General features: G+C 73.9%; 17 protein-coding genes. 8 read left to right on the plus strand and 9 right to left on the minus strand.

Features of this window, described 5'->3' with window-relative positions; translation table 11 throughout:
• Together ACIWVC_RS24825 and ACIWVC_RS24830 are read left to right on the plus strand one after the other, a co-directional pair.
• A partial coding sequence (locus ACIWVC_RS24825) for an SAV_2336 N-terminal domain-related protein (protein ID WP_396454639.1) occupies positions 1-4,320 on the plus strand: 4,320 nt, incomplete at its 5' end.
• A gap of 45 nt (positions 4,321-4,365) precedes the next feature.
• Entirely contained in the window at positions 4,366-4,941 is a 576-nt protein-coding gene (locus ACIWVC_RS24830; RefSeq protein WP_396446620.1) for a TetR/AcrR family transcriptional regulator, read from the plus strand.
• Positions 4,942-4,992: 51 nt separating this feature from the next.
• On the opposite strand, the gene ACIWVC_RS24835 is transcribed toward ACIWVC_RS24830, so the two are convergent.
• The 4 genes from ACIWVC_RS24835 to ACIWVC_RS24850 form a co-directional block, all read right to left on the minus strand.
• The gene (locus ACIWVC_RS24835; protein WP_396446619.1) at positions 4,993-6,210 is read right to left on the minus strand and encodes a hypothetical protein; all 1,218 of its coding nucleotides are present in this window, start codon (positions 6,208-6,210) and stop codon (positions 4,993-4,995) included.
• A gap of 153 nt (positions 6,211-6,363) precedes the next feature.
• Complete coding sequence (locus tag ACIWVC_RS24840; protein WP_396446618.1) at positions 6,364-8,433, minus strand: M6 family metalloprotease domain-containing protein; 2,070 nt, start codon at positions 8,431-8,433, stop codon at positions 6,364-6,366.
• A gap of 122 nt (positions 8,434-8,555) precedes the next feature.
• Positions 8,556-9,038 (minus strand): ribonuclease E activity regulator RraA, encoded by a 483-nt coding sequence (rraA, locus tag ACIWVC_RS24845; RefSeq protein ID WP_396446617.1) that lies wholly within the window; start codon positions 9,036-9,038, stop codon positions 8,556-8,558.
• 9 nt (positions 9,039-9,047) lie between these two features.
• Positions 9,048-9,521 carry an Lrp/AsnC family transcriptional regulator gene (locus ACIWVC_RS24850; RefSeq protein WP_396446616.1) on the minus strand — a complete coding sequence of 158 codons (474 nt, stop codon included), beginning with the start codon at positions 9,519-9,521 and terminating at the stop codon, positions 9,048-9,050.
• A gap of 208 nt (positions 9,522-9,729) precedes the next feature.
• On the opposite strand from ACIWVC_RS24850, the gene rocD reads away from it, so the two are divergent.
• From rocD to ACIWVC_RS24870, 4 genes are all read left to right on the plus strand, one after another.
• Positions 9,730-10,896 carry an ornithine--oxo-acid transaminase gene (rocD, locus tag ACIWVC_RS24855; RefSeq protein ID WP_396446625.1) on the plus strand — a complete coding sequence of 389 codons (1,167 nt, stop codon included), beginning with the start codon at positions 9,730-9,732 and terminating at the stop codon, positions 10,894-10,896.
• Between the two features lie 263 nt (positions 10,897-11,159).
• Positions 11,160-12,128, plus strand: coding sequence for an LCP family protein (locus ACIWVC_RS24860; protein WP_396446615.1), 969 nt, complete (start codon positions 11,160-11,162; stop codon positions 12,126-12,128).
• A gap of 117 nt (positions 12,129-12,245) precedes the next feature.
• Positions 12,246-12,872: a PadR family transcriptional regulator gene (locus tag ACIWVC_RS24865; RefSeq protein ID WP_396446614.1), complete on the plus strand. Its 627-nt coding sequence runs from the start codon at positions 12,246-12,248 to the stop codon at positions 12,870-12,872.
• On the plus strand, positions 12,869-14,485 hold the full coding sequence (locus ACIWVC_RS24870; RefSeq protein WP_396446613.1) for a DHA2 family efflux MFS transporter permease subunit: 1,617 nt from the start codon (positions 12,869-12,871) through the stop codon (positions 14,483-14,485). The genes ACIWVC_RS24865 and ACIWVC_RS24870 overlap by 4 nt, the downstream gene beginning before the upstream one ends.
• Positions 14,486-14,494: 9 nt before the next feature.
• Here the strand turns inward: ACIWVC_RS24870 and ACIWVC_RS24875 are convergent, their stop codons facing one another.
• The 3 genes from ACIWVC_RS24875 to ACIWVC_RS24885 form a co-directional block, all read right to left on the minus strand.
• On the minus strand, positions 14,495-14,989 hold the full coding sequence (locus ACIWVC_RS24875) for a DUF6113 family protein (RefSeq protein WP_396446612.1): 495 nt from the start codon (positions 14,987-14,989) through the stop codon (positions 14,495-14,497).
• Between the two features lie 5 nt (positions 14,990-14,994).
• On the minus strand, positions 14,995-15,903 hold the full coding sequence (mshB, locus tag ACIWVC_RS24880) for an N-acetyl-1-D-myo-inositol-2-amino-2-deoxy-alpha-D-glucopyranoside deacetylase (protein ID WP_396446611.1): 909 nt from the start codon (positions 15,901-15,903) through the stop codon (positions 14,995-14,997).
• Positions 15,904-15,986: 83 nt separating this feature from the next.
• The gene (locus ACIWVC_RS24885; protein ID WP_396446610.1) at positions 15,987-17,453 is read right to left on the minus strand and encodes a protein kinase; all 1,467 of its coding nucleotides are present in this window, start codon (positions 17,451-17,453) and stop codon (positions 15,987-15,989) included.
• 171 nt (positions 17,454-17,624) lie between these two features.
• Here ACIWVC_RS24885 and ACIWVC_RS24890 point away from each other — a divergent pair, with 171 nt between their 5' ends.
• Positions 17,625-19,706: a prolyl oligopeptidase family serine peptidase gene (locus tag ACIWVC_RS24890; RefSeq protein ID WP_396446609.1), complete on the plus strand. Its 2,082-nt coding sequence runs from the start codon at positions 17,625-17,627 to the stop codon at positions 19,704-19,706.
• Between the two features lie 20 nt (positions 19,707-19,726).
• On the opposite strand, the gene ACIWVC_RS24895 is transcribed toward ACIWVC_RS24890, so the two are convergent.
• Positions 19,727-21,454 carry an ABC transporter ATP-binding protein gene (locus ACIWVC_RS24895; protein ID WP_396446608.1) on the minus strand — a complete coding sequence of 576 codons (1,728 nt, stop codon included), beginning with the start codon at positions 21,452-21,454 and terminating at the stop codon, positions 19,727-19,729.
• On the minus strand, positions 21,451-23,163 hold the full coding sequence (locus tag ACIWVC_RS24900) for an ABC transporter transmembrane domain-containing protein (protein WP_396446607.1): 1,713 nt from the start codon (positions 23,161-23,163) through the stop codon (positions 21,451-21,453). The genes ACIWVC_RS24895 and ACIWVC_RS24900 overlap by 4 nt, the downstream gene beginning before the upstream one ends.
• Before the next feature lie 321 nt (positions 23,164-23,484).
• Here ACIWVC_RS24900 and ACIWVC_RS24905 point away from each other — a divergent pair, with 321 nt between their 5' ends.
• Positions 23,485-24,699 carry a PP2C family protein-serine/threonine phosphatase gene (locus ACIWVC_RS24905; RefSeq protein ID WP_396446606.1) on the plus strand — a complete coding sequence of 405 codons (1,215 nt, stop codon included), beginning with the start codon at positions 23,485-23,487 and terminating at the stop codon, positions 24,697-24,699.
• Positions 24,700-24,798: the final 99 nt, after the last annotated feature.

Genomic DNA, 24,798 nt, shown 5'->3' on the forward strand with positions numbered 1-24,798 from the left:
CGGCCGCCGGCCCCGCCCGCGCCGGCCGCGCCGCCGCCGCCCGCGCCGGAGCCGCGCACCGGGCTCCACCCGCGTCCCGCGCCCGGCGCCGAACCGGCCGGCGAGGCGTCGGAGGTGCTCGTCCCGACGGCGCCGATGCTGGCGGACGCCCTCGGCCTGCAACGCGCGCTCCGCCCGCTCAAGCGCCGCGTCCCGTCCCCGCACCGCCGCGAACTGGACGAGGAGGCGACCGCCGCCCGCGTCGCCGACACCCGCCTGTGGACGCCCGTCCTCGCCCCGTCTCCCGAACGGTGGCTCAGCCTCACCCTGGTCGTGGACACCGGGCCGGCCATGCGCCTGTGGCGCCCGCTCGCCCGCGAGCTGACGGAGATGCTGATCCGCCAGGGCGCGTTCCGGAACGTCCGCGTCGCCTACCTGGACGCGACGGGCGGCGTCGCCTCGGCCCCCGGCGCCCCGCCCCGGGACCCGCGCACGCTCCTGGACCCCTCGGGCCGCCGGGTCGTGCTCGTCCTCAGCGACTGCTCCGGCCCGCACTGGTGGAACGGGCGCGCCGCGCGCGCCGTCCGCCACTGGGCCCAGGCCGGGCCGGCCGCGATCCTGCAGCCCCTCGCCGAACGGCTCTGGCGCCGCACCGCCGCACCGACGACGCCCGGCCTCGCCGTCCTGCCGCGGCCCGGCGCGCCGAACACCGATCTGCGCTTCACCCCGTTCGACGGCGCCGTGCCGCCGGGCGTGCCCGTCCCGGTCCTGGAGGTGGCCCCCCGCTGGTTCGGCACGTGGGCCCGCCTCCTGTCCGGCTCCGGCCCGCAGCCCGCCGCGATGGCCGCGCTGCCGTCCCGCCCTCCGGGTCCGGCGCCGGTGCGGCGGGAACGCGAGCTGCCGATCGCCGAGCGCGTCCGCCGCTTCCTCTCGACGGCCTCCCCGGACGCCGCCGAACTCGCCGCCCACGTCGCGGTCTCCGTCCCGTCGCTGCCGGTGATGCGCCTGATCCAGCACCGAATCCTCGGCGGCTCGGGGCCGGGCCGGCTCGCCGAGGTCCTGCTGAGCGGCCTGCTCCGCCCGGTCGGCGACGTCCGCTACGAGTTCGTCGCGGGCGCCCGCGAGGCCCTCCTCGACACCCTCCCGCGCCCCGAGGCCCAGCACACCCGGCACGTCCTGAACGCCGTCTCCGCCGAGATCGAACGCCGCGCCGGCACCGCCGCCGAGACCTTCCGGGCACTCCTCCCCGCGGACGGCGGCCCGGTCCGCCTCACCGCCGACACGGACCACTTCGCCCTCCTCTCCCCCGAAACCCGCACCCACCTCGCCCCGGCGCCCCGGCCGGGTCCCGGCCTGCCGGATCTGCTGGGCGCCCCCGTCGGAGAACTGCTCCGAGCCTGGGAAGGCCCGCCGCGCGAGGCGGTGATCGGCAGGGACGGCGGCGGCCCGGTGGCGCTGGACGTGCTCCGCGGCAACCCGGACCTCCCGCACGGTTTGATCATCGGTCCGAAGCCCGCCCGGGGGGCGATGCTGCGGACGATCGTCCTCAGCCTCGCCCTGACCCATTCACCCGACACCCTCAATTTCGTCTTCGCGGACTTCGCACGGGGCGCCCCTTTCGCGGGACTGGACGGACTCCCCCATGTCACCGCCGCCGTCCACGCCGACGCGGCGGATTCGATGCGGCTCAGCCTCCTGGTGCCGGCGCTCGAAGACGAACGCATCCGCCGCACCGCCATGCTGGACCGCGCCGGCTTCGCCGGCTGGGACGAATACCAGGCGGCGATCGCCGGCGGCGCGGCGCACAAACCCCTGCCCGCCCTGGTCGTCGTCATCGACGACATCGGTCCCCTCTTGGAGTCGCGTCCAGACCTGCTGGCCGCTCTCGCCTGGTTGTGCGAAACGGGGAGCCGCCTCGGCCTCAGATTCATCTTCTGCACGCCGGACGAGCCGCCGATGGCCGCCCCCCTCGCGGGCCACATCGGCTGGAACGCGGGACCGCGCGATGACGACGGCGCCTTCCTGCACGTCTTCGGGGACCGGGCCCACCCTCGCTTCGAACTCGCCCATGTGCCGCTCGACGCCGTCCCGTCCATCATCGAGCAGATGCGCCAACGCGGCCCCAAGGCCGGCAAGCTCCCATGGCCGCAGGAATCCGCCCAACGACCACCCGGCGACGCCGAGTCCCCGGCCGTCCCCGAGTTCGACATTCTCCGGCTGAACGGCGCCGGCACGAGCGGCATGTTCGAGGAGACGTGGGCGCGCTTCACCACCGTGCCCCGCAATCCGGCGATCGGCTACGACGCGGACGGAAACGTTCTCACCCTCTACCCGCTCGACGTCTCGTCCGGCCTCCCGCACGGCCTGATCGTCGGAGACCCCGGGGCGCGGCAGCGCGTCGTCCGCGCGATCACGCTCGCCCTTGCCGCCGGCCACTCCCCCGGCGACCTCACCTTCGCCTTCGCCGGTCTGGGCGAACATCCCCTCGGCGAGCCCCTGGACTTCCCGCACGTCCGCTACTCCGAAAACGAGCTGCTCGGACGACCGCAGAAACTGCAGGAGTTCCTCGGCTTCCTGGCGGACGAACTCGACCGCCGTTCCACCAGGCCGCCCCGCGACCTCCCGGGAAGCTCCGACTTCGCAGCCGGCCAATGGCTCGGGAAGGAGCGGCCCGCTCCCTCACCGCCCGCATCGATCCTTGACGCGCCGCCCCGCCTTCTGATCGTGGCCGATGTGTCGCTGACATTCCCGGTCAGCAAACCGGAAGTCGGCGAGGCGCTTCTCTCCTTGGCGCAACGCGGCCGGGCGCTGGGCGTGCAACTGCTGCTCACCTCGACCACTGTCGAGAACACCGCGATCTGGGACCGCTTCCTCCCTCTCCTCGGCTGGCGCATCGTCGCGGGCCCGCGCCCGCCCGTGGAGCTCCAACGTGTCGTCGGACAAGCGAACCTCGCGTTCCCCGGCCGGCGGACGGCCCACCTCCTCGCCGGCGGCGGCGCCCCGCGCCGGCTGACCGTGGCGAAGGAGCCTCCCGGACCCGTGGTCGAGCGCTTCGTCCAGCGGACACGCGACCACTGGCGGAGCACCGCGGTCCCCGCCGAGACAGAGCCGGCGGGCACCGCGCTGCCGGCCCTGATCGACCAAAAGATCCGGGAGCTGGAGGACGCCGTCACGGACGTCTCGGTCGGGACGACTCTCCGGCGCCTTCTCGAAGGGGAGGCGGCGGCGATCCGCGGGGGTCGCCCGCCCAGTCCACGGCATCTGGTCGTCACGGGTCCGTACGGGCCACAGGTCGAGGAACTGGCGCGACAGTACGGGCGGATACTCGCCGAGCTGGGCATCGTCTCCCACGGCGGCCTGAACATGGTCTCCTTGAGCGCGATCGGCCCCCACCTGGGCGACATCGCCGAGGCGATCCCCGAGTTGCTCCGGACCTTCCAAGACGGGGTTCTCCTGATCGAGGACGGGCAGGCGGACGGAACCGGCTACTTCTTCCACCCGGAGGTCGTCCGAGCCCTGATCTCGGCGATGGACGAGCGACCCGACGGCCCGCTGCTCATCCTGTGCGGGGACGCGGAGTCGGTAAGCGCCGTCCGCGACGCCGTCCCCGGCTTCGAGGAGCGTTTCACGGCGGTAGGCCGGATCGCCGGCCCGCCGCACAGGGTGCACGTGAGCGAACTGCCGGCCGTCTCCGGCGGACGGATACCCATCGGCATCGAGATCGAGACGGGCGAGCCCGCGTTCGTGGACTTCGACGAGGACCCGCATCTCGTGATCGCGGGACCGCCCGCCTCCGGACGCGCGAACCTGCTGCGGCTGCTCCTTGAGGGGATCGAGGCGCATCGCGCCGACCGCGAACCGGAGGTCCACGTCTTCGACGCCCACGGAATCCTGCGCCTGATCGCCGAAGAGTTCGGGCACGCCGGGCCGGTGAGCCCCGGTGCCGGGTACACCGACTCGCCCGAAGACTTCGCCCGGACCGTGTCCAGAGCGCTGAACGGCCCGCCCGCCACCGAGAAGTTCCTGTTCGCGATCGACCGCGACCTCCGCGACGACCCGCTCGCCGGACTACCCCGTAGCCTGCTCAGCTCGGTCGGCCGCCGGGTGCACATCGTGCTGGCGCGTCTGCTGACCGTCCCCGATCAGCCTCTCGACCCCCTCGTCTCCACGCTGCGCGACACCGGAGCGCCCGCGGTGCTGCTCGGGCACGCCCACGGCGAGGAGACCCGGCTGTACGGGGCGGAGCCCCCGCCGAGGATCACCGGGGTCGGCCGCGCGGTGCTGGCGTCCCCGACCCGGCGGCGCGTCATCCAGATCGCCCATGCCTCGCCCGAACCCTGATCACGATATTGGATCGAGCGGTCTATAACGTGTTAGCGTGCCGTTATGGGCCGGCCCAGGAAGTTCGAGGAGCGGCGGGCCGTCGAGGCGGCCATGCGGGCGTTCTGGGCGGCCGGATACGAGGCGACCTCGACGCAGGAGCTGTGCGAGGCGACCGGTCTGGCGCGCAGCAGCGTCTACAACACGTTCGCCGGCAAGCGCGAGCTGTTCCTCACGGCCCTGGCTCACTACATGGACGACCGGGCCGCCCGGCTCGTCCGGCTGATGGAGGACGGCGGGACGCCGCTGCGGGAGCGGCTGCGCATCGTGCTGGACTGGGCCGTCGAGCCGGACGAGGACGACCCCGCCGGGTGCTTCGTCGTGAACGCGACCGTGGAGTTCGGCCCCCGAGATCCGGACATCGCGGAGCGGCTCGAACGGCACCGGCGGGAGCGGTTCGCGGTGCTGAAGGCCGCCATCGAGGACGGCATGCGCGCCGGGGAGATCGACGCGCGGAAGGACGCGGCGGCGCTGGCGCACTTCGTGATCGCGGCGGTCAACGGGATCCAGGTCGCGGCGCGCGGCGGCGCCGACCGGGCGACCCTCCAGAGCATCGCCGACACCGCCATGCACTCGATCTGAACGGCCCCGCCGGACGGCGGAGGCCGGTCCCGGCCCTTTCGCAGCGGCGGTTCAGGAGCAGGAGTCCGCCCGGAACGACCACAGGGCCCGGCGGCCGGCGTATTCGGCGACCGTCCAGATGCGGTGGCGGCCCCGGTAGCAGGCGAGGTCCTCGGGGCCGTGGGAGATCGTCCGGCGCTTCACCTCGGCCCAGCCGTGCGAGGTCGGGTACGTCGTGAGAAGGGTGCCGCGCTTGCGGCCGTGGCTCTGGGTGAACCACCAGCGGCCGTGCGTCCGGACGGCGCCCTGGATCCTGTCCGCCGGGAGCTCGGCGCCCCAGCTGGGCCGGACGCGGCGGCCGCCGGACAGGGCGCCGAGCCGCCAGGTCACCACGCGGCCCTGGGGCCACTTCGGACGGCAGTACTCGCCGGCGACGAGGGAGTGCGGCGAGGTCGTCCGGTCGATGGACAGCCAGGACATGCGCAGCGGGCCGGTGCCCCGGCACTTGCCGCCGACCTTGCCGTTGGCGAACTCCCAGCTGCCCGTCTGCGGCATCACGTAGCGGAAGCCGTGGCCGTAGTACTTCCCGTTGTGGAGGCCGACCCAGGAGGAGTGCGCGGTCGAGCCCCTCTTGCTCTTGCCCAGGTCGTAGATCTCGCGCATGTCGAACTCGCGGACGCCGTGCCGGGTGTCGGCGACGTACAGCTTGTCGCCGTACCAGGCGATGCCGCCGGCGTGGATGCCGATGTCGGTGTACGTCGCGCGCCCGCCCTTCATCACCGGTTCGACGAGCAGGACGTGCCGGTAGGTGCGGCGGTCCGGGTCGACGAACGTGAGCCGCACCTTGCCGCTGTCGTGCCAGGACACCAGGATCGGCCGGCCGCCGCCCGCCCAGCGCTCGCCCGCCACCGCGTCCGAGACGGTCGTGACGCCCTGCGGGACCCAGCGCCGGGTGGTGGAGTCGGCCCGGTCGAAGCAGTACACGAGCGAGTGGGCGGGCACCGCGGCGGCGCGGCCGCAGCCGCGGCCCATCTTGGCCTGGCCGGACGAGCGGATCAGCGCGTCGACGCCGCTCCGGCCCAGCAGGCCGTTGAGCGCGCGGAGCGGTTCGCCGCGGTCGGCGCCGCGGCGGAGGACGAAATCGGCGGGGTTCAGGTCCGCCGGGGCCTTCGCGGACGCGGGGGCCGCCGCGGGTGACGCGTGGGCGGCGCCCGGGAGGGCCGCGAACGCCGCGCCCGCCGCGAGGAAGGCGACGCCCGGCCGGCGGAGTCCGATCACTGTACGCTGCATGATCATCACGGTTCGCAACGTACCTTGCGCCGGCGCCGCGGACGGGTCCGACATGACCTTGGGAAGGGCAACTCGACTTTACGTGCGCGAGGCCGGCCCGGCGCCGGGGACCGGGCGGGACGGCCCCCGCGCGGAGGGCCGTCCCGCGACGGGTCAGCGCAGGCGGCAGGTTCCGGTGCCGGACTTCGACGGGTCGCTCTCGGACGTCCCCGTCAGCCGCAGCCGCGCGTGCCGGGACGCGCCCGGCGCGGCCTTCGCCCAGACCTCGACGTGCGTCCCGCCGCGCGCCGGAGCGGTCGCCAGCTCGTTCGGCAGCCACGTCGTCCAGCCGTGGCCGGAGACCTGGGCCCGCAGGCGGAACACGTCCGAGGCGTGGTAGCCGGTGCCGCCCCGGCCGGTGTTGCGGAGCGCCAGCGTGCACTTCATCCAGCCGGAGCCGGCCGGGCGCGCGCTGCCGGAGGACAGCCGGACGCCGCGCCGCTGCGGGCCGGCGCCGTCCAGCGAGCTGATCGCGACCGTGTAGGACAGGACGCCCCGGCGGTCGCGCTTCAGGTCGAGGACGTAGAAGTGCAGCCGGTTCGCCTCGTCCACGTACTCGTACTCGCTGCCCGAGTCCGTGCCGGCGTGGTACAGGGCGTCCGACAGCTGGCGGTAGTCGCCGATCGTCATCTTCTTCGGCGTGCCGTCGGGCAGGACGAAGTCGACCTTGTCGATGTCCTGCGGGTTGGCGTCCTCGACCCAGATGAACGGGGCGCGGTCGCGGTCCTTCGTCTTCGCCAGCAGGACGCCGGAGTCGGGGGTGAAGGAGTCGGTGCCCATCCGGTCGACGACCTCGACGGTGTAGTTGTCGTACCCGCCGCCGTCGCAGAGCGGGTCGGTGCCGGTGTCGCACGCCGGGCTCTTGTCGCCGCCCTCGCCCAGCTTCACGTTGATGCCGGCCAGGCCGCCCTTGCCCGGCTCGACGGAGCGGGCCGTGACCCTGGCGACGACCATGCCCGACGCGGCGAGCGCGTCCCGGTCGAGCTGCAGCACCTTGTCCGGGTCGACCATGCCGAGCTTCATCTTGTTGCGGAGCATGTGCTGGGCGCCCATGGACCCGCCGCCCGTCGCCGGGATCGTCCAGCGGCTGTGCGGGCCGCCCGGCCCGTTGAAGGTCCCGCGGCTGAGCATGTCCCACGGGCCGCTGTAGGCGCGGCGCGGCGGATCGCTGTACGGGTTGTTGTAGTTGTCGCCGATGCCCAGGATGTGGCTGAACTCGTGGGCGTAGACCGACATGCCGGAGCTCTCCGCCTGGGTGGACGAGACGCCGAAGATGGCGTTCGGCCAGATCGTGGAGCCCGCCTGCCAGGACGTCCACGGGATGTAGCGGGTCTTCACCCAGTTCGGCAGGTCCGGGTCGTCCGGCCCCCACTCGTCCGGCACGTTCTCCGGCGCGCCGAACTTCATCTCGCCGAACTCCTGCCAGGTGGACGACTCGTCCTGCCCGGCGCTGAGGAAGAAGACGAAGTCGTACTTCGCGGCCGCCTCCTCGCCGACGTCGGCGACCCACGCGGCGCGGGCGTCGGCGCGCAGGTCGCGGTTGCAGGTGTCGCCGGCCGGGCAGCCGGTGCCGCCCTGCATGCCGTCCACGCCGTACTCGTGGTCCTTCGCGGGCATCTGGTAGGCGCCGAACCCGGTGAGGTTCACGCCGTACCGGCCGCCGGAGTCCTCCATCCAGTACTCGTGCATGGTGTGGCCGTGGTTCAGCTCCTGCGGCTTGTTGAGGAACTCCTCGTAGAACTCGGCGACCTTGTCACGGGGGACGTCCCCGACCTCGACCGGGTTGCCGAAGATGGAGGAGTTCTTCGGCTGCGTCACCTCGAACGGCTGGTTCGGGTAGTCGACCAGGACCACCGCGACGTTGAAGTTGCGCACCGATCCCTTCCGGGACGGGTCCGCCCAGGACGTGCCGGGGATCGACCGGTAGTCGTCCCACGTCATCGTGTCGGGAAGCTCGTAGTTCTGCGGGTCGATAGGACGCGGGGCGCCCGCCGCGAACGAGCGGGCGGACGGCTGTTCGCGCTGCCACGGCTGCGTCCGCGGCCAGTGCCGCATCTGCCAGGGGTTCGCGGTCGGCTCCGGGATCGGCGGTGTCGGCTGCGCAGCGGCCGCGGGAGCGGCCGCCAGGCCCGTGACCAGCCCCATCGCCGCCGCGGGCACCAGCAGCATCTTCTTCGCGCGCATGTCTCCCCTACCTCTCAGGTGGGTTGCTGAGAGGTACGTAAGAACAGGGGATTCCGTCCCGCTAGGGCCGACTTAGCCGATCTTGCGTGGAATGTCCTGGCATGTCGAGCGATGCGCCCAGGTCACAGCGGAAGCTCGCGCTCGGCGACCACGATCCCGTCCTCGTCGCTGTAGAGCCAGTCGCCGGGGCGGAACTCCACGCCGCCGAACGACACCGGGACGTCCGCCTCGCCGGCGCCGTCCTTCGCGCTCTTGCGCGGGTTCGAGCCGAGCGCCTTCGCGCCGAGGTCGAGCCGGCGGATCGCCGCCACGTCCCGCACCGCGCCGTTGATCACGACGCCGGCCCAGCCGTTCGCCACCGCCGCCGCGGCGATCATGTCGCCCATCAGCGCGGACGCCAGCGACCCGCCGCCGTCCACCACCAGCACGCGGCCCTCGCCGGGGCCGTTCAGCAGCTTCTTCACCAGGCCGTTGTCGCGGTGGCAGCGCACGGTCGCGACCGGGCCGGCGAACACCGTCCGCGCGCCGTACTGGCGGAACTGCGTCTCGCAGCTGCGCAGCTCGTCCCCGAAGTCGTCGATGAGGTCAGCGGTCGCGAAGTCCATGACGGTAGCCTACTGGCCGGTAACCGGTGACCCCGAAGGCGCGTCGGTGGGACGGCCGATCAGCCGCGACAGCACGATCGACGTCTTCGTCGCGGTGATGTTGTCCTCCCGGCGCAGCCGTTCGAGGGCCTGCTCCAGATGCTGGATGTCGCGGGCCCGCACGTGCACCAGCGCGCTCGCGTCGCCGCTGATCGTGTACGCCGCGACGACCTCGGGATGGCCGCGGACGCTGGAGTAGATCTCCTCCGGGGACGTGGCGCCCGTGCAGAAGATCTCGATGAACGCCTCCGTCGTCCAGCCGAGCGCGGCGGGGTCGACGACCGCCGCGAAGCCGTTGATCACGCCGTCCGCGCGCAGCCGGTCGACACGCCGCTTCACCGCCGGCGCCGACAGGCCGACCTTGTCGCCGATCTGCGCGTAGGATGCGCGGCCGTCCTCCAGGAGGCGCGCAACGATTCGACGGTCCAGCTCGTCAAGACGCAACAAATAACACCCCCGAAGTCGGTTTTCGTCATTGGTCGGCGGTCATTTCCGAACATACGCTGGGAAGCGGACCGGCGGCCACCTGACCCGCCCGGCCTCCTCCCCTCGGCACCGGACCGCCCGTCCGGTGTCCCAGCCATGCCCCGGCCCGACCGGCCGGGCCGAGCCGCGAAGGAGCGTCGTGTCGCGAACAGATCAGCTGCGGGCGATGTCCGAGGACCACAGCGCGCACAACTACCATCCCCTCCCCATCGTGGTCGCCGAGGCGGACGGCGTGTGGCTGACCGACGTCGAGGGCCGCCGGTACCTCGACATGCTGGCCGCGTACTCCGCCGTCAACTTCGGCCACCGCAACCCCCGGCTGACCGAGGCCGCCCGCCGCCAGCTCGACCGCGTCACCCTCGTCAGCCGCGCCTTCGACCACGACCAGTTCGGCACCTTCGCGGCCGAGCTGGCCGAGCTGTGCGGCAAGGACATGGTGCTGCCGATGAACAGCGGCGCCGAGGCCGTCGAGACCGCGCTGAAGACCGCGCGCAAGTGGGGCTACGAGGTCAAGGGCGTCCCGGCCGGCCAGGCGAACATCATCACGTTCGAGGGCAACTTCCACGGTCGCACCACCACGATCATCAGCTTCTCCACCGACCCCGACGCCCGCGACTCCTACGGCCCCTACACGCCGGGCTTCCGGACCGTCCCGTACGGGGACGTCGAGGCGCTCAAGGCCGCGATGGACGGCGCCACGGTCGGCGTGCTGATCGAGCCGATCCAGGGCGAGGCCGGCGTGAACGTCCCGCCGAGCGGGTTCCTGCGCGCGGTGCGCGAGCTGTGCACCGCCAACGGCACGCTGATGATCGCGGACGAGATCCAGTCGGGCCTCGGCCGCACCGGCGCCACGTTCGCCTGCGAGCACGAGGGCGTCGTCCCCGACGTCTACGTCCTCGGCAAGGCCCTCGGCGGCGGCATCATGCCGGTCTCCGCCGTCGTCGCCGACGCCGACGTCCTCGGCGTCTTCAAGCCCGGCCAGCACGGCTCGACGTTCGGCGGCAACCCGCTCGCCTGCGCCATCGGCCGCGAGGTCATCAGGATCCTGAAGACGGGCGAGTTCCAGGAGCGCTCCCGCACCCTCGGCGCCCACATGCACGAGCGCCTCGGCCGCCTGCCCGGAGAGCTGGTCCGCGAGGTCCGCGGCCGCGGCCTGTGGGCGGGCGTCGAGCTGCACGGCAAGGCCCGCCCGGTCAGCGAACGCCTCATGGACCTCGGCGTCCTCGCCAAGGAGACGCACGAGACCACCCTCCGCCTGGCGCCCCCGCTGGTCATCGAGCGCGAGGACCTCGACTGGGCCCTCGACCAGCTGGAGATCGCCCTGAAGGGCTGACCGGCATGGCCGGTCAGGGCTGATGAGCAGGGCCGCCGCCGGTCAACGGCGCCCGGCGGCGGCCTTTCGCGTCGTCCGTGCCGCCGGGCGGGACCCAGGCGCCCGGCGGCACGGGCGACCGCACCGACGGCACCGACGACCGCGCGGGCGACGGCCGCTGACGGCACCGCGCCGTTCACCGCAAGGCCGCGAGCGGTCAAAGTCTTGTCCCTGACCCGCCCGGCGCGGCGGCCCGCGGCGCGCCCCGGATGCAGTGTGGGGGCATGCTGCGGAACAGGGGCCGGCGCCGGGTCGTCATCGGCTGCGGCGGGCTGGCGGTGAGCGTCCTGCTGCTCCTCGCGGGCGGCCTCTACCTGCTGCAACGCGCCTACAACGGGGAGGTGCGGCGGGTCGCCGGGGCGCTGCCCACCGGCGCCGGGCGGCCGGCGGACTCCGGGCGCGGGGAGAACTGGCTGCTGATCGGGTCCGACCGGCGCGCCGACATCCCCTCGATGGGGGCGCGGGCGGACACGATCATGCTGGTCCACCTGTCCGGGCGCGGCGACCGCGTGTCGCTGATCTCCATCCCGCGGGACGGGTGGGTGCCCGTCCCCGGGCACGGCACCACGAAGATCAACGCGGCGTTCGCGTACGGGGGGCCGTCACTGCTGATCCGCGCGGTGGAGCGGCTCACCGGCGTCCGCGTCGACCACTACGCCGCGCTCGACTTCGGCGGGTTCGTGAAGATGACGGACGCGCTGGGCGGCGTCGACGTGACGATCACCGAGGACACCTACGACCCGAAGCACAGCCGGCACTGGAAGGCCGGGCGCCGGCACCTGGACGGCACGGAGGCGCTCGACTTCGTCCGGCAGCGGTGGAACCTGCCGAACGGCGACCTCGACCGGATCAAGCGGCAGCAGGCGTTCCTGCACGCGCTCGCGGCCAAGGCGCTGGACACCCGCAACCCGATCAAGATCGACCGGTTCGTCCGGGCCGTGACGCGCTCGGTCACCGTGGACGACTCGGTGACCGCGGGCACGCTGCGCGGGCTCGCGCAGCGGCTGATGAAGACGTCGCTGACGGAGTATCTGACCACGCCGGTCGCGAGGACCGCGGAGCGGGACGGGCAAAGTGTCGTACTCCTCGACGATGATGGTGCGCGGGCGCTGTTCGCCGCCGTCCGGGAGGACCGGGTCGGCGACTACGTGGCCCGCAACGGCGCGGCCAACTCGGTGGACGCCGTGCGCTGACCCGCGCGAACCCGCGCTGACCTGCACGGACATGTCCGGTATATAAAAAGATGCGCTAACCGGTCCAGGTGGATTAGTCTGAGTGGACTAATCGGAATCGACCACAAGGCCGCCGCCATGTCCCGACCGCTCACGCCGCTCGCGCTCACCGTGCTGCGCATGCTGTGCGACGGGCCCATGCACCCGTACGAGATGCAGCAGCGCATCCGCGACTACGCCTACGACAAGGCCGTCAAGATCACGCACGGGTCGCTGTACCACACGGTGGAGCGGCTCGCCGCGTGCGGGCTCATCGAGCCGCTGGAGACGAGCCGGGAGGGCCGGCGGCCGGAGCGCACCACCTACGCGGTCACCGTCGCCGGGCGGGACGCCGCGCAGATCCGGCTGGCCGAGCTGCTGCACGACCCCGCCGAGGAGTTCCCGCTGTTCGGCACCGGGCTGGCGTTCGTCAACCTGCTGTCCGAGGGCGAGGTCGCCCGGCTCCTGCGCAGCCGCACGGTCGCGCTGGAGGCGGCGCTCGCCGCGCACCAGACGGCGCACGACGCGCTCCGCAAGCAGGGCCTCGACCGGTACAAGCTCCTCGATCAGGAATGGATGATCGCGCGCGTGCGCGGCGAGCTGGAGTTCACGCGGGGGCTGGTCGACGACCTGGATTCCGGCCGGCTCACCTGGAAGGACGACGAGGTGCAGATCCGCTGCCACCCGCGGCCACGACCACGCCATGGCGACAAGGGGGACTCATGAGCAGATGGCGCGGCAATCCCTGGGCGATCCTGCTCACGCTCTCCCTGGGATTCTTCATGACGCTGCTGGACCTGACGATCGTGAACATCGCGATCCCCAGCATGATCGACAAGCTGGACGCCTCGCTGGACGAGGTGCTGTGGGTCGTCAACGCCTACATCCTGGTGCTCGCGGTGCTGCTCATCACCGCGGGCCGGCTGGGCGACCTGTGGGGCAAGAAGAACCTGTTCATCGCCGGGGTGGCGCTGTTCACGCTGTCCAGCCTGGCGTGCGGCGTCTCACAGGACCCGGCGCAGCTGATCGCGGCCCGGGCCGTGCAGGGCCTCGGCGCGGCGCTGCTGATGCCGCAGACCATGTCGATCATCATCGGGGTGTTCCCGCCGGAGCGGCGCGGCGCCGCGCTCGGCGTGTGGGGCGCGGTGGCCGGGGTGTCCACGATCGCCGGGCCGACCGTCGGCGGGCTGCTCGTCACCAGCCTCGACTGGCGGTGGATCTTCTTCGTGAACCTGCCGATCGGCATCCTGGTGCTGGCCATGGCCGTGCCGATCCTGCCCGGCCACACCCGCACCGTCCGGCACCGGTTCGACGTCGCCGGCGTGCTGCTGGCGTCCGCGGCCCTGTTCTGCGTCACGTTCGCGCTCACCGAGGGCCAGAAGTACGAGTGGAACGAGGGCATCTGGGGCCTGATCGCCGCCGGAACCGGGCTGTTCGCCGTCTTCGTCGTGCACCAGCGCGGCCGCCAGGACGGTGAGCCGCTCGTCCCGTTCTCCCTGTTCAAGGACCGCAACTTCACCGTGCTGAACCTGGTCGGCGCGGCGGTCTCGGTCGGCATGATCGGCATGTTCCTGCCGATGACGATCTACCTGCAGTCGGTGCTGGGCTTCAGCGCCCTCAAGGCGGGCCTCGTCATGGCGCCGTCGTCGGTCGTGTCGATGTTCCTCGCGCCCGCCGCGGGACGGCTGTCCGACCGGATCGGCGGCAAGTTCATCCTGATGGCCGGCCTCACCCTCTACGCGGCGGGCATGGTGTGGATCGTCCTCGTCGCCCAGGTCGGCACGGACTGGAAGGCGTTCATCCCCGCGCTCGTCGTGGCGGGCGCGGGCATCGGCGGGGTGTTCGCGCCGATGGCGACCGAGGCGACCCGGAACGTCCCGCCGCGCCTGGCCGGCGCCGCGTCCGGGGTGAACAACACGATCCGGCAGGTCGGGTCCGTGCTGGGCAGCGCGGCGGTCGGCGCCGTGCTGCAGAACCAGCTCGCGTCGTCGCTGCGGGACGAGGCCGCGGCCCGCTCCGCCGCGCTCCCGGCGGACCTGCGCGGCGGCTTCGTGCAGGGGTTCGCGGACGCCGCCAAGGGCGGCCTGGAGGTCGGCGCGGGCCAGAGCGGCGCGAAGCAGCAGCTTCCGCCGGGCGTCCCGCCGAACGTGGCGCACCGGGTCCACGAGCTGGCCGGGCAGGTGTTCTCGCACGGGTTCGTGCACGCGATGAAGCCGACGATGTGGCTGCCGATCGGCGTGATCCTGCTCAGCGCGGCCGCCTGCCTGTCCCTGAAGGGGCACAACAGCAGCACGGCCCTCGCGCAGGCCGATCCGGAGCCCGCGCCGATGGCGACCTGACCGGCGCCGCTACTCGCGCGTCCGGCCCGCCCTGCCGAGCAGCCAGTCGCCCGGCGGGCGGGCCGGCGGCACCGTCATGATCCCGGCCACGGCGGCGAACATGCCGCCGATGATGAACAGGTACCCGGCCGCGGTGCCGGGGACGACGAGGTCGCCCTCGGTGCGGCGCGTCGACAGGACGAACACCACGACGCCCCACACCACCGCGGGGATCGTCGCGCCGAGCCGCCCGCCCATCCCGAAGCCGGCCAGCCGGGCCATCGCGAAGACCAGCGCCACCAGGACGATCGCCGCGACCGGGACCGAGCCGACCGTCCAGTCCTGGGCGAACGAGCCGACCACGCCGAACACCCCGCCGAGCAGGCCGAGCGCGGCGTAGGCGGCGCCGGACACGAACGCGTCCAGCGGGCGCTCGCCGGCCCTGGTCAGGCCGGGCGCGTCGCCGTCCGCCGGGAGGCCCTCCTTGGCGAGGCCGACCCGCGCCTCGTCGTCGTCCTTGTGCACGGACGTCAGGGTATCGAGTCGTGCGCGTCCCGCAGGCCCGCGAACAGGTCCCGCTCGCGGCGGCCGGGGCCGACCGGGCCCAGCTCCCCCGCCTGCAGGATGAAGTACTCGGTGCCGAACGCCTGCTGGCCGAGGTTGTTCGACAGCGCGAAGAACGGCCCCACCTCGTCGGGCGCGACGACGATCTGGGTGCGGTGGGCGCGCAGCGCGGCGATCTTGGCGGGCAGGTGGGCGCGGGCGTCCACGACCGTCGTGACCTGCCCGTCGGGGACGCCGGAGCCCAGCTCGTCCAGCCCGGCGACGCGCGCGAACGGCAGCTTCGCCTCCCGCATCACCGCGATCGCCCGCGCGAGGACGGTCCGGGGCGTGGCGTAGGCGTAGAACTTGGCGGCCCGCCACGGCTCCGCGCCGTCCTCGAACGCGGGGTCGGCGGCCAGTTCGAACGCCCGCCAGGCGACGCGGTGCGCCTGGATGTGGTCGGGGTGCCCGTAGTTGCCGCGCTCGTCGTAGGTGACGATCACCTGCGGCCGGACCTCCCGGATGACCGCGACGAGGTCCGCGGCGGCCGTGTCGAGGTCCGCGCGCCAGAAGCAGCGCGGGTCGTCGTTGGTGGGGGCGCCCATCATGCCGGAGTCGCGCCACCGCCCGGCGCCGCCGAGGAAGCGGTGGTCGCGCACGCCGAGCGCCGCGCAGGCGGCGGCGAGCTCCCCGATGCGGTACTCGCCGAGGGCGTCCTCCTTGTCGGACGCCAGGTGGCGCAGCTCCTCCGGGATGACCTCCCCCTCCTCACCTAGAGTGCAGGTGACGAGGCATACGTGGGCTCCCTCGGCGGCGTACTTGGCCATGGTCGCCCCGGTCCCGATGGACTCGTCGTCCGGATGGGCGTGGACGAACAGGATCCGCGGCTCCTTCATAGTCAACGAGCCTACTCAGAGCCCGGCGGCACGGCGATGACCGCCCTGCCCCGCGCCCCGCGGGGCGGCGCCGGCGGGCCGGCTCAGCGGCCCCCGCCGGTGCCCGGGCCGCCGCCTCCGCCGCCCGCTCCGGTGCCGCCGCCGTCACCGTCGCCGCCGTCGTCGCCGCCTCCCCCGCCGCCGCCGGTGGTCGGCGGCCCGCTCGTCGGCGGCGCGCTGGTCGTCGGCTCGTTCGTGGGCGGCGCGCTGGTCGTCGGCTGCCGCGTCGGCTCGGACGTCCGCGGCGGCGGCGCGGTCTGCCGCGTCCTGGTGCGGGTCGGGGTCGGCTGCTCCGGCTCCTCGGTCGTCGGGGCCTCCGAGACCGTCCCGGAGTCGGTGACCGACGGCGTGACCGGCGCGTTCGGGCTCTCGTCCCCGCCCCGGGTCGCCGCGTACACGCCGACCACGAGCGCCAGCACGAGGATCGCGGCGACGGCCGCGACGATCGGCCACTTGGACTTGCGCTCGGGCTCCCAGTCGCCGTACCGGGCCCGGTCGGCGCCGTACGGGGGGCCGGCGGGCGGCAGGTCACCGGTGTACTCCGACGGTGAGACGCGGCGCGTCCCGCCGCCGGGGCCGCCGGGGTGGGTGGAGCCCGCCATCATCCCGGCCGCGCCCAGCCCCGCCGCGCCGCCCGCGGCGAGCGTGGAGCCCTCCGCGAGCATCGTGTCGGCCTGCGCCGGGTCCATCCGGGTCTGCCCGGCGCCGCCCGGGCCGCTGCCGATCAGCGCCATCATGATCTGCTGCGCGGTCGGCCGCCGCTCCGGCTCCTTGGCCAGGCAGGCGGCGATGAGCCGGTGCAGGTCGGCGGGGACGCCGTCCAGCACGGGCGGCTCGTGCATCACCCGGTTGATGACCGCGACGACGGTGTCGTCGCCGAACGGCGGGCGCCCGGTCGCGGCGAACACCATGGTCGTGGCCCACGCCCAGACGTCCACGGCCTCGGTGAGCGTCGCGCCCGCGACCTGCTCGGGGGCCATGTAGGACGGCGTGCCGATCGCCTTGGTCGCGTTCGTCTGCCCGGTGTCGAGGGCGCGCGCGATGCCGAAGTCGATCACCCGCGGCCCGTCCGGCGCCATGATGACGTTGTGCGGCTTGAAGTCGCGGTGCACGATGCCGGCCTGGTGGATCGCCACCAGGGCGGTCGCGGTGCCGATCGCGAGCCGGTCGAGCGCGGCGCCGCCGATCGGGCCGCTCTCGGTGACCTGCTTGTACAGCGACGGGCCCGGCACGTACTCGCTGGCGATGTACGGCTGGTCGCCCGCGACGTCGGCCTCCAGGACCTGCGCGGTGCAGAACCGCGCGACCTGCTTGGCCGCCTGCGCCTCGCGGACGAACCGGGTGCGGGCCATGGTGTCCCCGGCCAGGTCGGCGCGGAGGAGTTTGATCGCGGCCCGGTTCCCGGAGGCGTCCACGCCGGCGTAGACGACGCCCTGGCCGCCCTCGCCGAGCCGTTCGACGATCTCGTACGAGCCAAGCCGCCGGGGATCTCCCGGCTGCAGCTCCGGCATTGACCACTCCTCAGCCCGCGATGAAATGAGTGCTTGGGGAAGCTTTGAGCTTACGCGAGCGCGGACCCGGGCACGGGATATTCCCCGTCCACCACGCGACGACCCGTGATCATAGGGGCAGGAGGCCGCCGTGCGCCGTGCTTCACCGGCATCCTGGCAGACTCGGATGCCATGAGCATCAGCTACCCGCGGCAGAGCGCCCGCACCCGACGGTTCAGCCTCGGCGTCCCGCGCGCCTTCCAGATCGCGCCGGACGAGTCGCGCGTCGTCTTCCTGCGCACCAGGGCGGGCGACGACCCGGTCACCTGCCTGTGGACGCTGGACGCCGCGACCGGCGAGGAGCGGTGCGTCGCCGACCCGGCCGCGCTGGACGTCCCCGGGGAGGAGAACCTGCCCGCCGAGGAGCGCGCCCGGCGCGAGCGGGCCCGCGAGCAGGCGGGCGGCATCGTCGGCTACGCGACCGACCGGGCCATGAGGCAGGCCGTGTTCACCCTGGCCGGGCGCCTCTACGTCGCCGACCTCGACACCGCGCTGGTCCGCGAGCTGCCCGCGCAGGCGCCCGTGTTCGACCCGCGCCCCGACCCGGCCGGGCGGCGGGTCGCCTACGTGTCGGGCCGGACGCTGCGGCTGATCGAGATGGACGGCACCGACGACCGGGCGCTCGTCCGGCCGGAGTCCGACCAGATCTCCTACGGCCTCGCCGAGTTCGTCGCCGCGGAGGAGATGGACCGGATGCGCGGCCACTGGTGGTCGCCCGACGGCGGGTCCCTGCTGGTCGCCCGGGTGGACGAGACGCCGGTGCAGCGCTGGCACATCGCCGACCCCGCGAACCCCGACCGGCCGCCGTCCGAGATCGCCTACCCGGCCGCCGGCACGCCGAACGCGCTGGTGTCGCTGGCGCTGCTCAAGGTGGACGGCCGCCGCACCGGCGTCGCTTGGGACCGCGGCATGTTCCCCTACTTCGTGGCCGCCTCCTGGGACCGGCACGGCCTGCTGATCGTCGTGCAGCCGCGCGACCAGCGCTCGCAGCGGGTGCTGAGCGTCGACCCGTCCAACGGCGAGACGTCTCTCGTGCACACCGAGCACGATCCGGTGTGGACGGACATCGTCCCCGGCCTGCCCGCCCGGACCGACTCCGGCGACCTCGTCTGGACGACCGAGGACCGCGACACCGACACGCGCCGCATCACCGTCGCGGGCAAGCCGGTGACGCCCGCCGGGCTGCAGGTCCGCGCGGTGCTCGGGGTGGACGGCGAGTCGATCCTGTTCACCGCCTCGGAGGAGCCCACCGAGATCCACCTGTACTCCTGGGAGGCGGGCGAGGTGTCGCGGCTGACCGAGGGGCAGGGCGTCTTCGGCGGCGTCCGCTCCGGCGGCGTCACCGTGGTGACGGGCGCGCGGCTCGACGCCCCCGGCGCGCAGATCGAGGTGCGCACGCCGGCCGGGACGCACCCGGTCGCCTCGTTCGCCGAGACCCCGGTGATCACCCCGCGGGTGGAGCTGCTGCGCGCCGGCGACCGGGAGATCCGCACCGCCGTGCTGCTGCCGACCGGGTGGACGCCCGACCAGGGCCGCCTGCCCGTCCTCATGGACCCCTACGGCGGGCCGCACGCCCAGCGCGTGCTCGCCGTCCAGCGGATGTTCTGCGAGCCGCAGTGGCTCGCCGACCAGGGCTTCGCCGTCGTCATCGCCGACGGCCGCGGCACCCCGGCGCGCGGCCCGGCGTGGGACCGCGCGGTGCGCGGCGACTTCGTCGGCCCCGTCCTGGACGACCAGATCACCGCGCTGATCGAGGCGGCGCGCAGGCACCCGGCCGCGCTCGACCTCGACCGCGTCGGCATCCGCGGCTGGTCGTTCGGCGGCTGGCTCGCGGGCCTCGCCGTGCTGCACCGCCCGGACGTCTTCCACGCGGGCATCGCGGGCGCCCCCGTCACCGACTGGCGCCTGTACGACACCCACTACACCGAGCGCTACCTGGGGCACCCGGACGAGGAGCCGGAGAACTACGCCGCGAACTCCCTGATCGAGCGGGCCGCCGAGCTGAAGCGCCCGCTGATGATCATCCACGGCCTGGCGGACGACAACGTGGTGGCCGCCCACACCCTCCGCCTGTCGTCCGCCCTGCTGGCGGCGGGCCGCCCGCACACGGTCCTGCCCCTGTCGGGAGTGACCCACATGACCCCGCAAGAGGTGGTCGCAGAGAACCTCCTGCACATCCAGATCGATTACCTGAAGTCGGCCCTCTCCGGCTGACCCCCCGCCGACGAGGACGGCTAGGTGGTCGAGCCGCCGTGCCAGGAGCGCCATAGGGCCGCGTAGGAGCCTTGCGCGGCCAGCAGGTCCTCGTGGGTGCCCAGTTCGGTGATGCGGCCGTCCTCCACTACCGCCACGCGGTCGGCGTCGTGCGCGGTGTGGAGGCGGTGCGCGATCACCACGACGGTCCGGCCGTCCAGGACGGCGGCGAGCGAGCGTTCGAGGCGGCGCGCCGCGCGCGGGTCGAGCAGCGACGTCGCCTCGTCCAGCACGAGCGTGTGCGGGTCGGCGAGGACGAGCCTGGCCAGCGCGAGCTGCTGCGCCTGCGCGGGCGTCAGCGCCGCGCCGCCGGAGCCGACGACGGTGTCCAGGCCGGGGCCGTCCCAGTCGACGGCCGCGAGCACCCGGCGGATGTCGTCGTCGGACGCGTCCGCGCGGGCCATCAGCAGGTTCTCCCGGAGCGTGCCGCGGAACACGTGGTGCTCCTGCGTGACGAGGGCGACCTCGCGGCGCAGCCCGTCCAGCGGCAGCTCGACCAGCGGGACGCCGCCGACCGTGACGGAGCCGGAGCGCGGGCCGTCCACCCCGGCGAGCAGGCGGCCGAGGGTGGACTTGCCCGCGCCGCTCGGCCCGACCACCGCGAGGCGCTCGCCGGGCCGCAGGTCGAGGTCCACGCCGTGCAGGACGTCGTCGCCGGGCCGGTAGGCGTAGCGGACGCCGCGCGCCGCGAGCCGTTCCCCGGACGGCCGCCGCCCGTTCGGGGTCCGGTCCGGCGGGACGTTCCCGACGCCGAGCAGCCGGGCCAGCGACGCGCTGCCGAGCTGCAGCTCGTCCAGCCAGGAGAGCATGGTGTCGACCGGCTCGATGAGCAGCTGCGCGTAGAGGGTCGCGGCGGTCACCTGCGCGAGCGTCGCCATGCCGTGGAGGTAGAGGAGGCCGCCGGCCAGGAGCGTCGCGACCACGGGCAGGACGAAGCTCAGCTCGGCCACGGGGAACAGGACCGTGCGCAGCCGCAGCGTGTACCGCTCGGCCCTGTAGGAGGACGCGATGTCGGCGTCGCCGCGGCGGTGCCGGCGTTCGGCGAGGCCGAGGGCCTCGACGGTGCGGGCGCCCTGGACGGTCTCGGTGAGCCCCTCCGCGATCCGCGCCCACGCCTCGTTCTCCCGCAGGTAGCCGCGGTGCGCGCGGGGCAGGTACCAGCGCATCACCGCGACCAGGGACGGGACGGAGACCAGCACGGGCAGCGCCACTAGCGGCCCGTTCAGCAGCAGCGCGCCGAGCGTGAACCCGCCCACGACGACCGCGACGAGCGTCTCCGGCATCGCGTACCGGACCGACGTGCTCAGCGTGTCCACGTCGCGGGACGCGCGGGTCACCAGGTCGCCGGTGCCCGCCCGCTCCACCGTGGACAGCGGCAGCTCCAGCACCCGGTCGACGAACTCCTCCCGCAGCTCGGCCAGCACCCGCTCCCCGAGCTTCGCGGACGCGAGGTAGGCGTACCGGATCAGCACGCCCTGCGCGATCACGAACCCGGCGATGGCGAGGCCGGTGGTGTCGACGGCGGCGCGGCCGTCGCGGACGTCCTCGACGAGCGCGCCGAGCAGCCGGGGCGTCACCAGGCCCGCCGCGGCGGCGAGCGCGTGCAGCGCCAGCATCCCGGCGAGGGCGCGCGGATGGCGCAGGACGAGCCGCCGCGCGTACGCCCGCACCTGCGCGGGCGTCGCGATCGGCAGGATCTCGGCGCTCACGGGCTCACCGGCCTCTCCGCCTCTCCCCGCACCGCCTCGCCGCGGGTGACCGCGGCCGCGTAGCGCGGGTCCTCGTCGAGCAGGTCGCGGTGCCGTCCTTCGGCGACGACGACCCCGTCCTCGAGGAAGGCGACGTGGTCGGCGCGGTCCAGCATCAGCGGGCTGGTCGTGCAGACCACGGTGGTGCGGCCCGCGCGCGCCCGGCCGAGCCGCTCGGCGATGCGGGCCTCGGTGTGCGCGTCCACCGCGCTGGTCGGCTCCACCAGGATGAGGACCTCGGGGTCGGCGGCGAGCGCCCGCGCCAGCCGGAGGCGCTGCCGCTGGCCGCCGGAGAACTCCCGCCCGGCCTCGGCCACGTGCGCGTCCAGGCCGACCGAGGCGACGACGTCCTCGGCGCAGGCGGCGCGGATCGCGGCCCGCAGCGCCGCCTCGTCGCCGTCCGGTGCCAGGGACTCGCCCAGCGGCCCGGCGAAGAGGCGGTCCTCGTTGACGGCGACGAGGATCCGCTCGCGGATGTCCGCGACCTCGTGCAGCGGGAGGCCGCCGAAGTCGACGTCGCCGCCGGCGTAGCGGCCGAGCCGGTCGGCGACGGCCTGCGCGTCGCGCGGGTCGCCCGCCGCGATCGCGGTCACCCGCCCCGGCCGCACGACCAGCCCGGACGCGATGTCGACCAGCTCCGCGGGCGCCGCCGGCCGGGCCGTGCCGGCGGCCGGCAGCTCGGGGTCGATCGCCAGCAGCGCGGTCACCCGGCCCGCCGCGACCAGCCCCTTGGTGATCTTGCCGGCGGCCTCGCCGAGCGTCTTCAGCGGGACGATCAGGAACACCGCGTAGCCGTAGAAGGCGACCAGCTCGCCGACGCCGATCGTCCGGTCGGCGGCGAACCGGGCGCCGACCCAGGTCACCAGCGCGATCAGCAGGCCGGGCAGCAGGACCTCGGCCCCGTTCATCCGGGTCTCGGCCCGCGCGACCGCCACCCCGGCGCCGCGCACCCGCTGCGACTCGGCCCGGTAGCGGGCGGAGAACAGCGCCTCCCCGCCGATGCCGCGCAGGACGCGCAGCCCCGCGACCAGGTCGGTGGCGTGCGTGCTCAGCTCGCCGACCAGTTCGCGGTGGGCGAGCTCGCGGTCGCGGTAGGGGCGCAGCAGCGGCGCCGCGATCGCCAGGATCAGCGGGACGCCGACCAGCACGATCAGCCCGAGCGGCGGCGACGCGCTCAGCAGGATGGCGGCGACGGCGATGATCGCGACGACGGCGCCCGACCCGCGCGACACGATGTCGAGGGCGTCCCCGATGTGCGACACGTCGGACAGGCCGATGCTCACCACCTCGCCCGCGCTCAGCCGCTTCGGCAGGGTCCCGCCGAGCCGGGTCGCCTGCCGGGTGACGATCTGGACCGTCCGGTAGGCGGCCGCGAGCCAGTTGAACACGGCGAACCGGTGCCGGGCGGCGCCCGCGGCGGCCTGCACGACGCCGAGGCCGAGCAGCGCGCCGGACCAGGTGAGGAGGGCGCGCTCGTCCCGCGCCGCGAGGCCGTCGCCGATGGCGCGGCCGATCGCGGCGGGCATGAGGGCCTGGCCGAGCATCCAGACCACGCCGAGGGACGCGCCGGCGGAGACGCTGCGCCATTGGGCGCGCAGCAGCCAGAGCAGGTAGCGCGCGGGTGTCCGGTGATCTGGCCGGCCGGGATCCTTTTCCGGCAACGGCTTCACTCGACGCAGGTTATGCGGCGGAACACCGAAAGTTCGACTGGTTTTTCACCTGCGCCGATCGGTTTCGGACAGGCCGGAAATACTCATCGGGACGCGCTCAGGGGGTGCGCCGCGAGGTGAGGACACGCTAAGGTCTGGGACGTACGGAGCGACGCTTCCTCCGCTCCTTGAGCCGGGACCCTGGCGGCTAGGCCAATGCCGCTGCCCCGGCGCGGTCCGTCGCGCCCACCCGCGGCCGCGGGAATAAGCGGGACGTTACCGGCCGTTGCCAGTGCCGTCAGCCCGACTTCCGGAAGCCCTGTGAGCACGCTCAGCCATCAGATGCCCAGCCGTCCGTCGTCCCCCTACACGACGGGTACCGAGGACAGGATCGACCTGCTCCTCATCGACGACGACCCCTCCGACGTCCGCATGGTCGAGAAGATGCTCGCCGAGAGCGGCGTGGACGTCGAGATCACCGTCGCGTCCGACCTCGCCGCCGCGCGGCGGTCGCTGACGCGGCGCACCCAGTGCATCATCGTCGACCTGTCCGCCCCCGGCATCGACCGGCTGGACGGGCTGCGGCAGGTGCTGGCGCTGTCCGGGCCGGCCGCCGTCATCGTCCTCACCGGCCTGGACGACGCGCACCTCGGCGTGCAGGCGGTCGCCGCCGGCGCCGAGGACTACCTGGTCAAGCAGGAGGTCGACGCGCCGCTGCTGGCCCGCGCGATCCGCTACGCCATCGAGCGCAAGCGCTCGGAGGAGGCCGAGCGGCGGCTCGTCGAGGCCCGCATCCTCGGCCGGGAGAACGCCCGGCTGGAGCGCGGGCTGCTGCCCGTCCCGCTCATCGACGACCCGGCGCTGCGGCACCACACCCGGTACCGGCCCGGCCGCCGGCGCGCCCTGCTCGGCGGCGACTTCTACGACACCGTGCAGACCGAGGGCGGCGCCGTCCACCTGATGATCGGGGACGTCTGCGGGCACGGCCCGGACGAGGCGGCACTCGGCGTCCAGCTCCGCATGGCCTGGCGGACGCTCGTGCTCGCCGGGCACACCGGCGAGCAGCTCCTCGGCACCCTCGACACCGTCCTCGGGCACGAGCGGCGCAGCGAGGAGATCTTCACCACGCTCTGCATGATCACGATCGCGCCGTCCCGGCGGACCGCGCGGATGCACCTCGCCGGGCATCCGCCGCCGCTGCTGTTCCGCGGCGCCCTCGGCGAGGACGGCGAGGTCGCGGCGCTGCCGGAGTACGCGCACGGCCCCGCGCTCGGCCTGCTGCCGGGCGCCGAGTGGCCGACCACCGAGATCGACCTCGGCGAGTCCTGGAGCCTGATGCTCTACACCGACGGCCTGATCGAGGGCCGGGTCGGCGACGGCTCCGACCGCCTCGGCACCGACGGCCTCGTCGAACTGGCCCGGGCGGCGCGCGCCCGGGGCGCCACCGGGCGCGCGCTGATCGACGACCTGGTGACCGAGGTGGAGCGCCTCAACGGGGACGCCCTGACCGACGACCTCGCCGTCCTGCTGCTGTCCCGGCAGCCCGGACAGGGTTGAGCCCCCCGCTGAGCACAAGCCGCTGACCTCGGTCAATGTCTTCTGGGTCACTCGTTTCCGGAGTTCCCGGTAACGCTGTGAGATCACTCACCGCGCGGA

This window comes from Actinomadura sp., assembly GCF_044508335.1.
In the GTDB taxonomy this organism is placed as follows: domain Bacteria; phylum Actinomycetota; class Actinomycetes; order Streptosporangiales; family Streptosporangiaceae; genus Spirillospora.

Bases quoted from the DNA above. Each gene is read 5' to 3' on its own strand.
- ACIWVC_RS24830 (WP_396446620.1), top strand. From the start codon at position 4,366: ATGGGCCGGCCCAGGAAGTTCGAGGAGCGGCGGGCCGTCGAGGCGGCC.
- ACIWVC_RS24835 (WP_396446619.1), bottom strand. From the start codon at position 6,210: ATGCAGCGTACAGTGATCGGACTCCGCCGGCCGGGCGTCGCCTTCCTC.
- ACIWVC_RS24840 (WP_396446618.1), bottom strand. From the start codon at position 8,433: ATGCGCGCGAAGAAGATGCTGCTGGTGCCCGCGGCGGCGATGGGGCTG.
- rraA (WP_396446617.1), bottom strand. From the start codon at position 9,038: ATGGACTTCGCGACCGCTGACCTCATCGACGACTTCGGGGACGAGCTG.
- rocD (WP_396446625.1), top strand. From the start codon at position 9,730: ATGTCCGAGGACCACAGCGCGCACAACTACCATCCCCTCCCCATCGTG.
- ACIWVC_RS24860 (WP_396446615.1), top strand. From the start codon at position 11,160: ATGCTGCGGAACAGGGGCCGGCGCCGGGTCGTCATCGGCTGCGGCGGG.
- ACIWVC_RS24865 (WP_396446614.1), top strand. From the start codon at position 12,246: ATGTCCCGACCGCTCACGCCGCTCGCGCTCACCGTGCTGCGCATGCTG.
- ACIWVC_RS24870 (WP_396446613.1), top strand. From the start codon at position 12,869: ATGAGCAGATGGCGCGGCAATCCCTGGGCGATCCTGCTCACGCTCTCC.
- mshB (WP_396446611.1), bottom strand. From the start codon at position 15,903: ATGAAGGAGCCGCGGATCCTGTTCGTCCACGCCCATCCGGACGACGAG.
- ACIWVC_RS24885 (WP_396446610.1), bottom strand. From the start codon at position 17,453: ATGCCGGAGCTGCAGCCGGGAGATCCCCGGCGGCTTGGCTCGTACGAG.
- ACIWVC_RS24890 (WP_396446609.1), top strand. From the start codon at position 17,625: ATGAGCATCAGCTACCCGCGGCAGAGCGCCCGCACCCGACGGTTCAGC.
- ACIWVC_RS24905 (WP_396446606.1), top strand. From the start codon at position 23,485: ATGCCCAGCCGTCCGTCGTCCCCCTACACGACGGGTACCGAGGACAGG.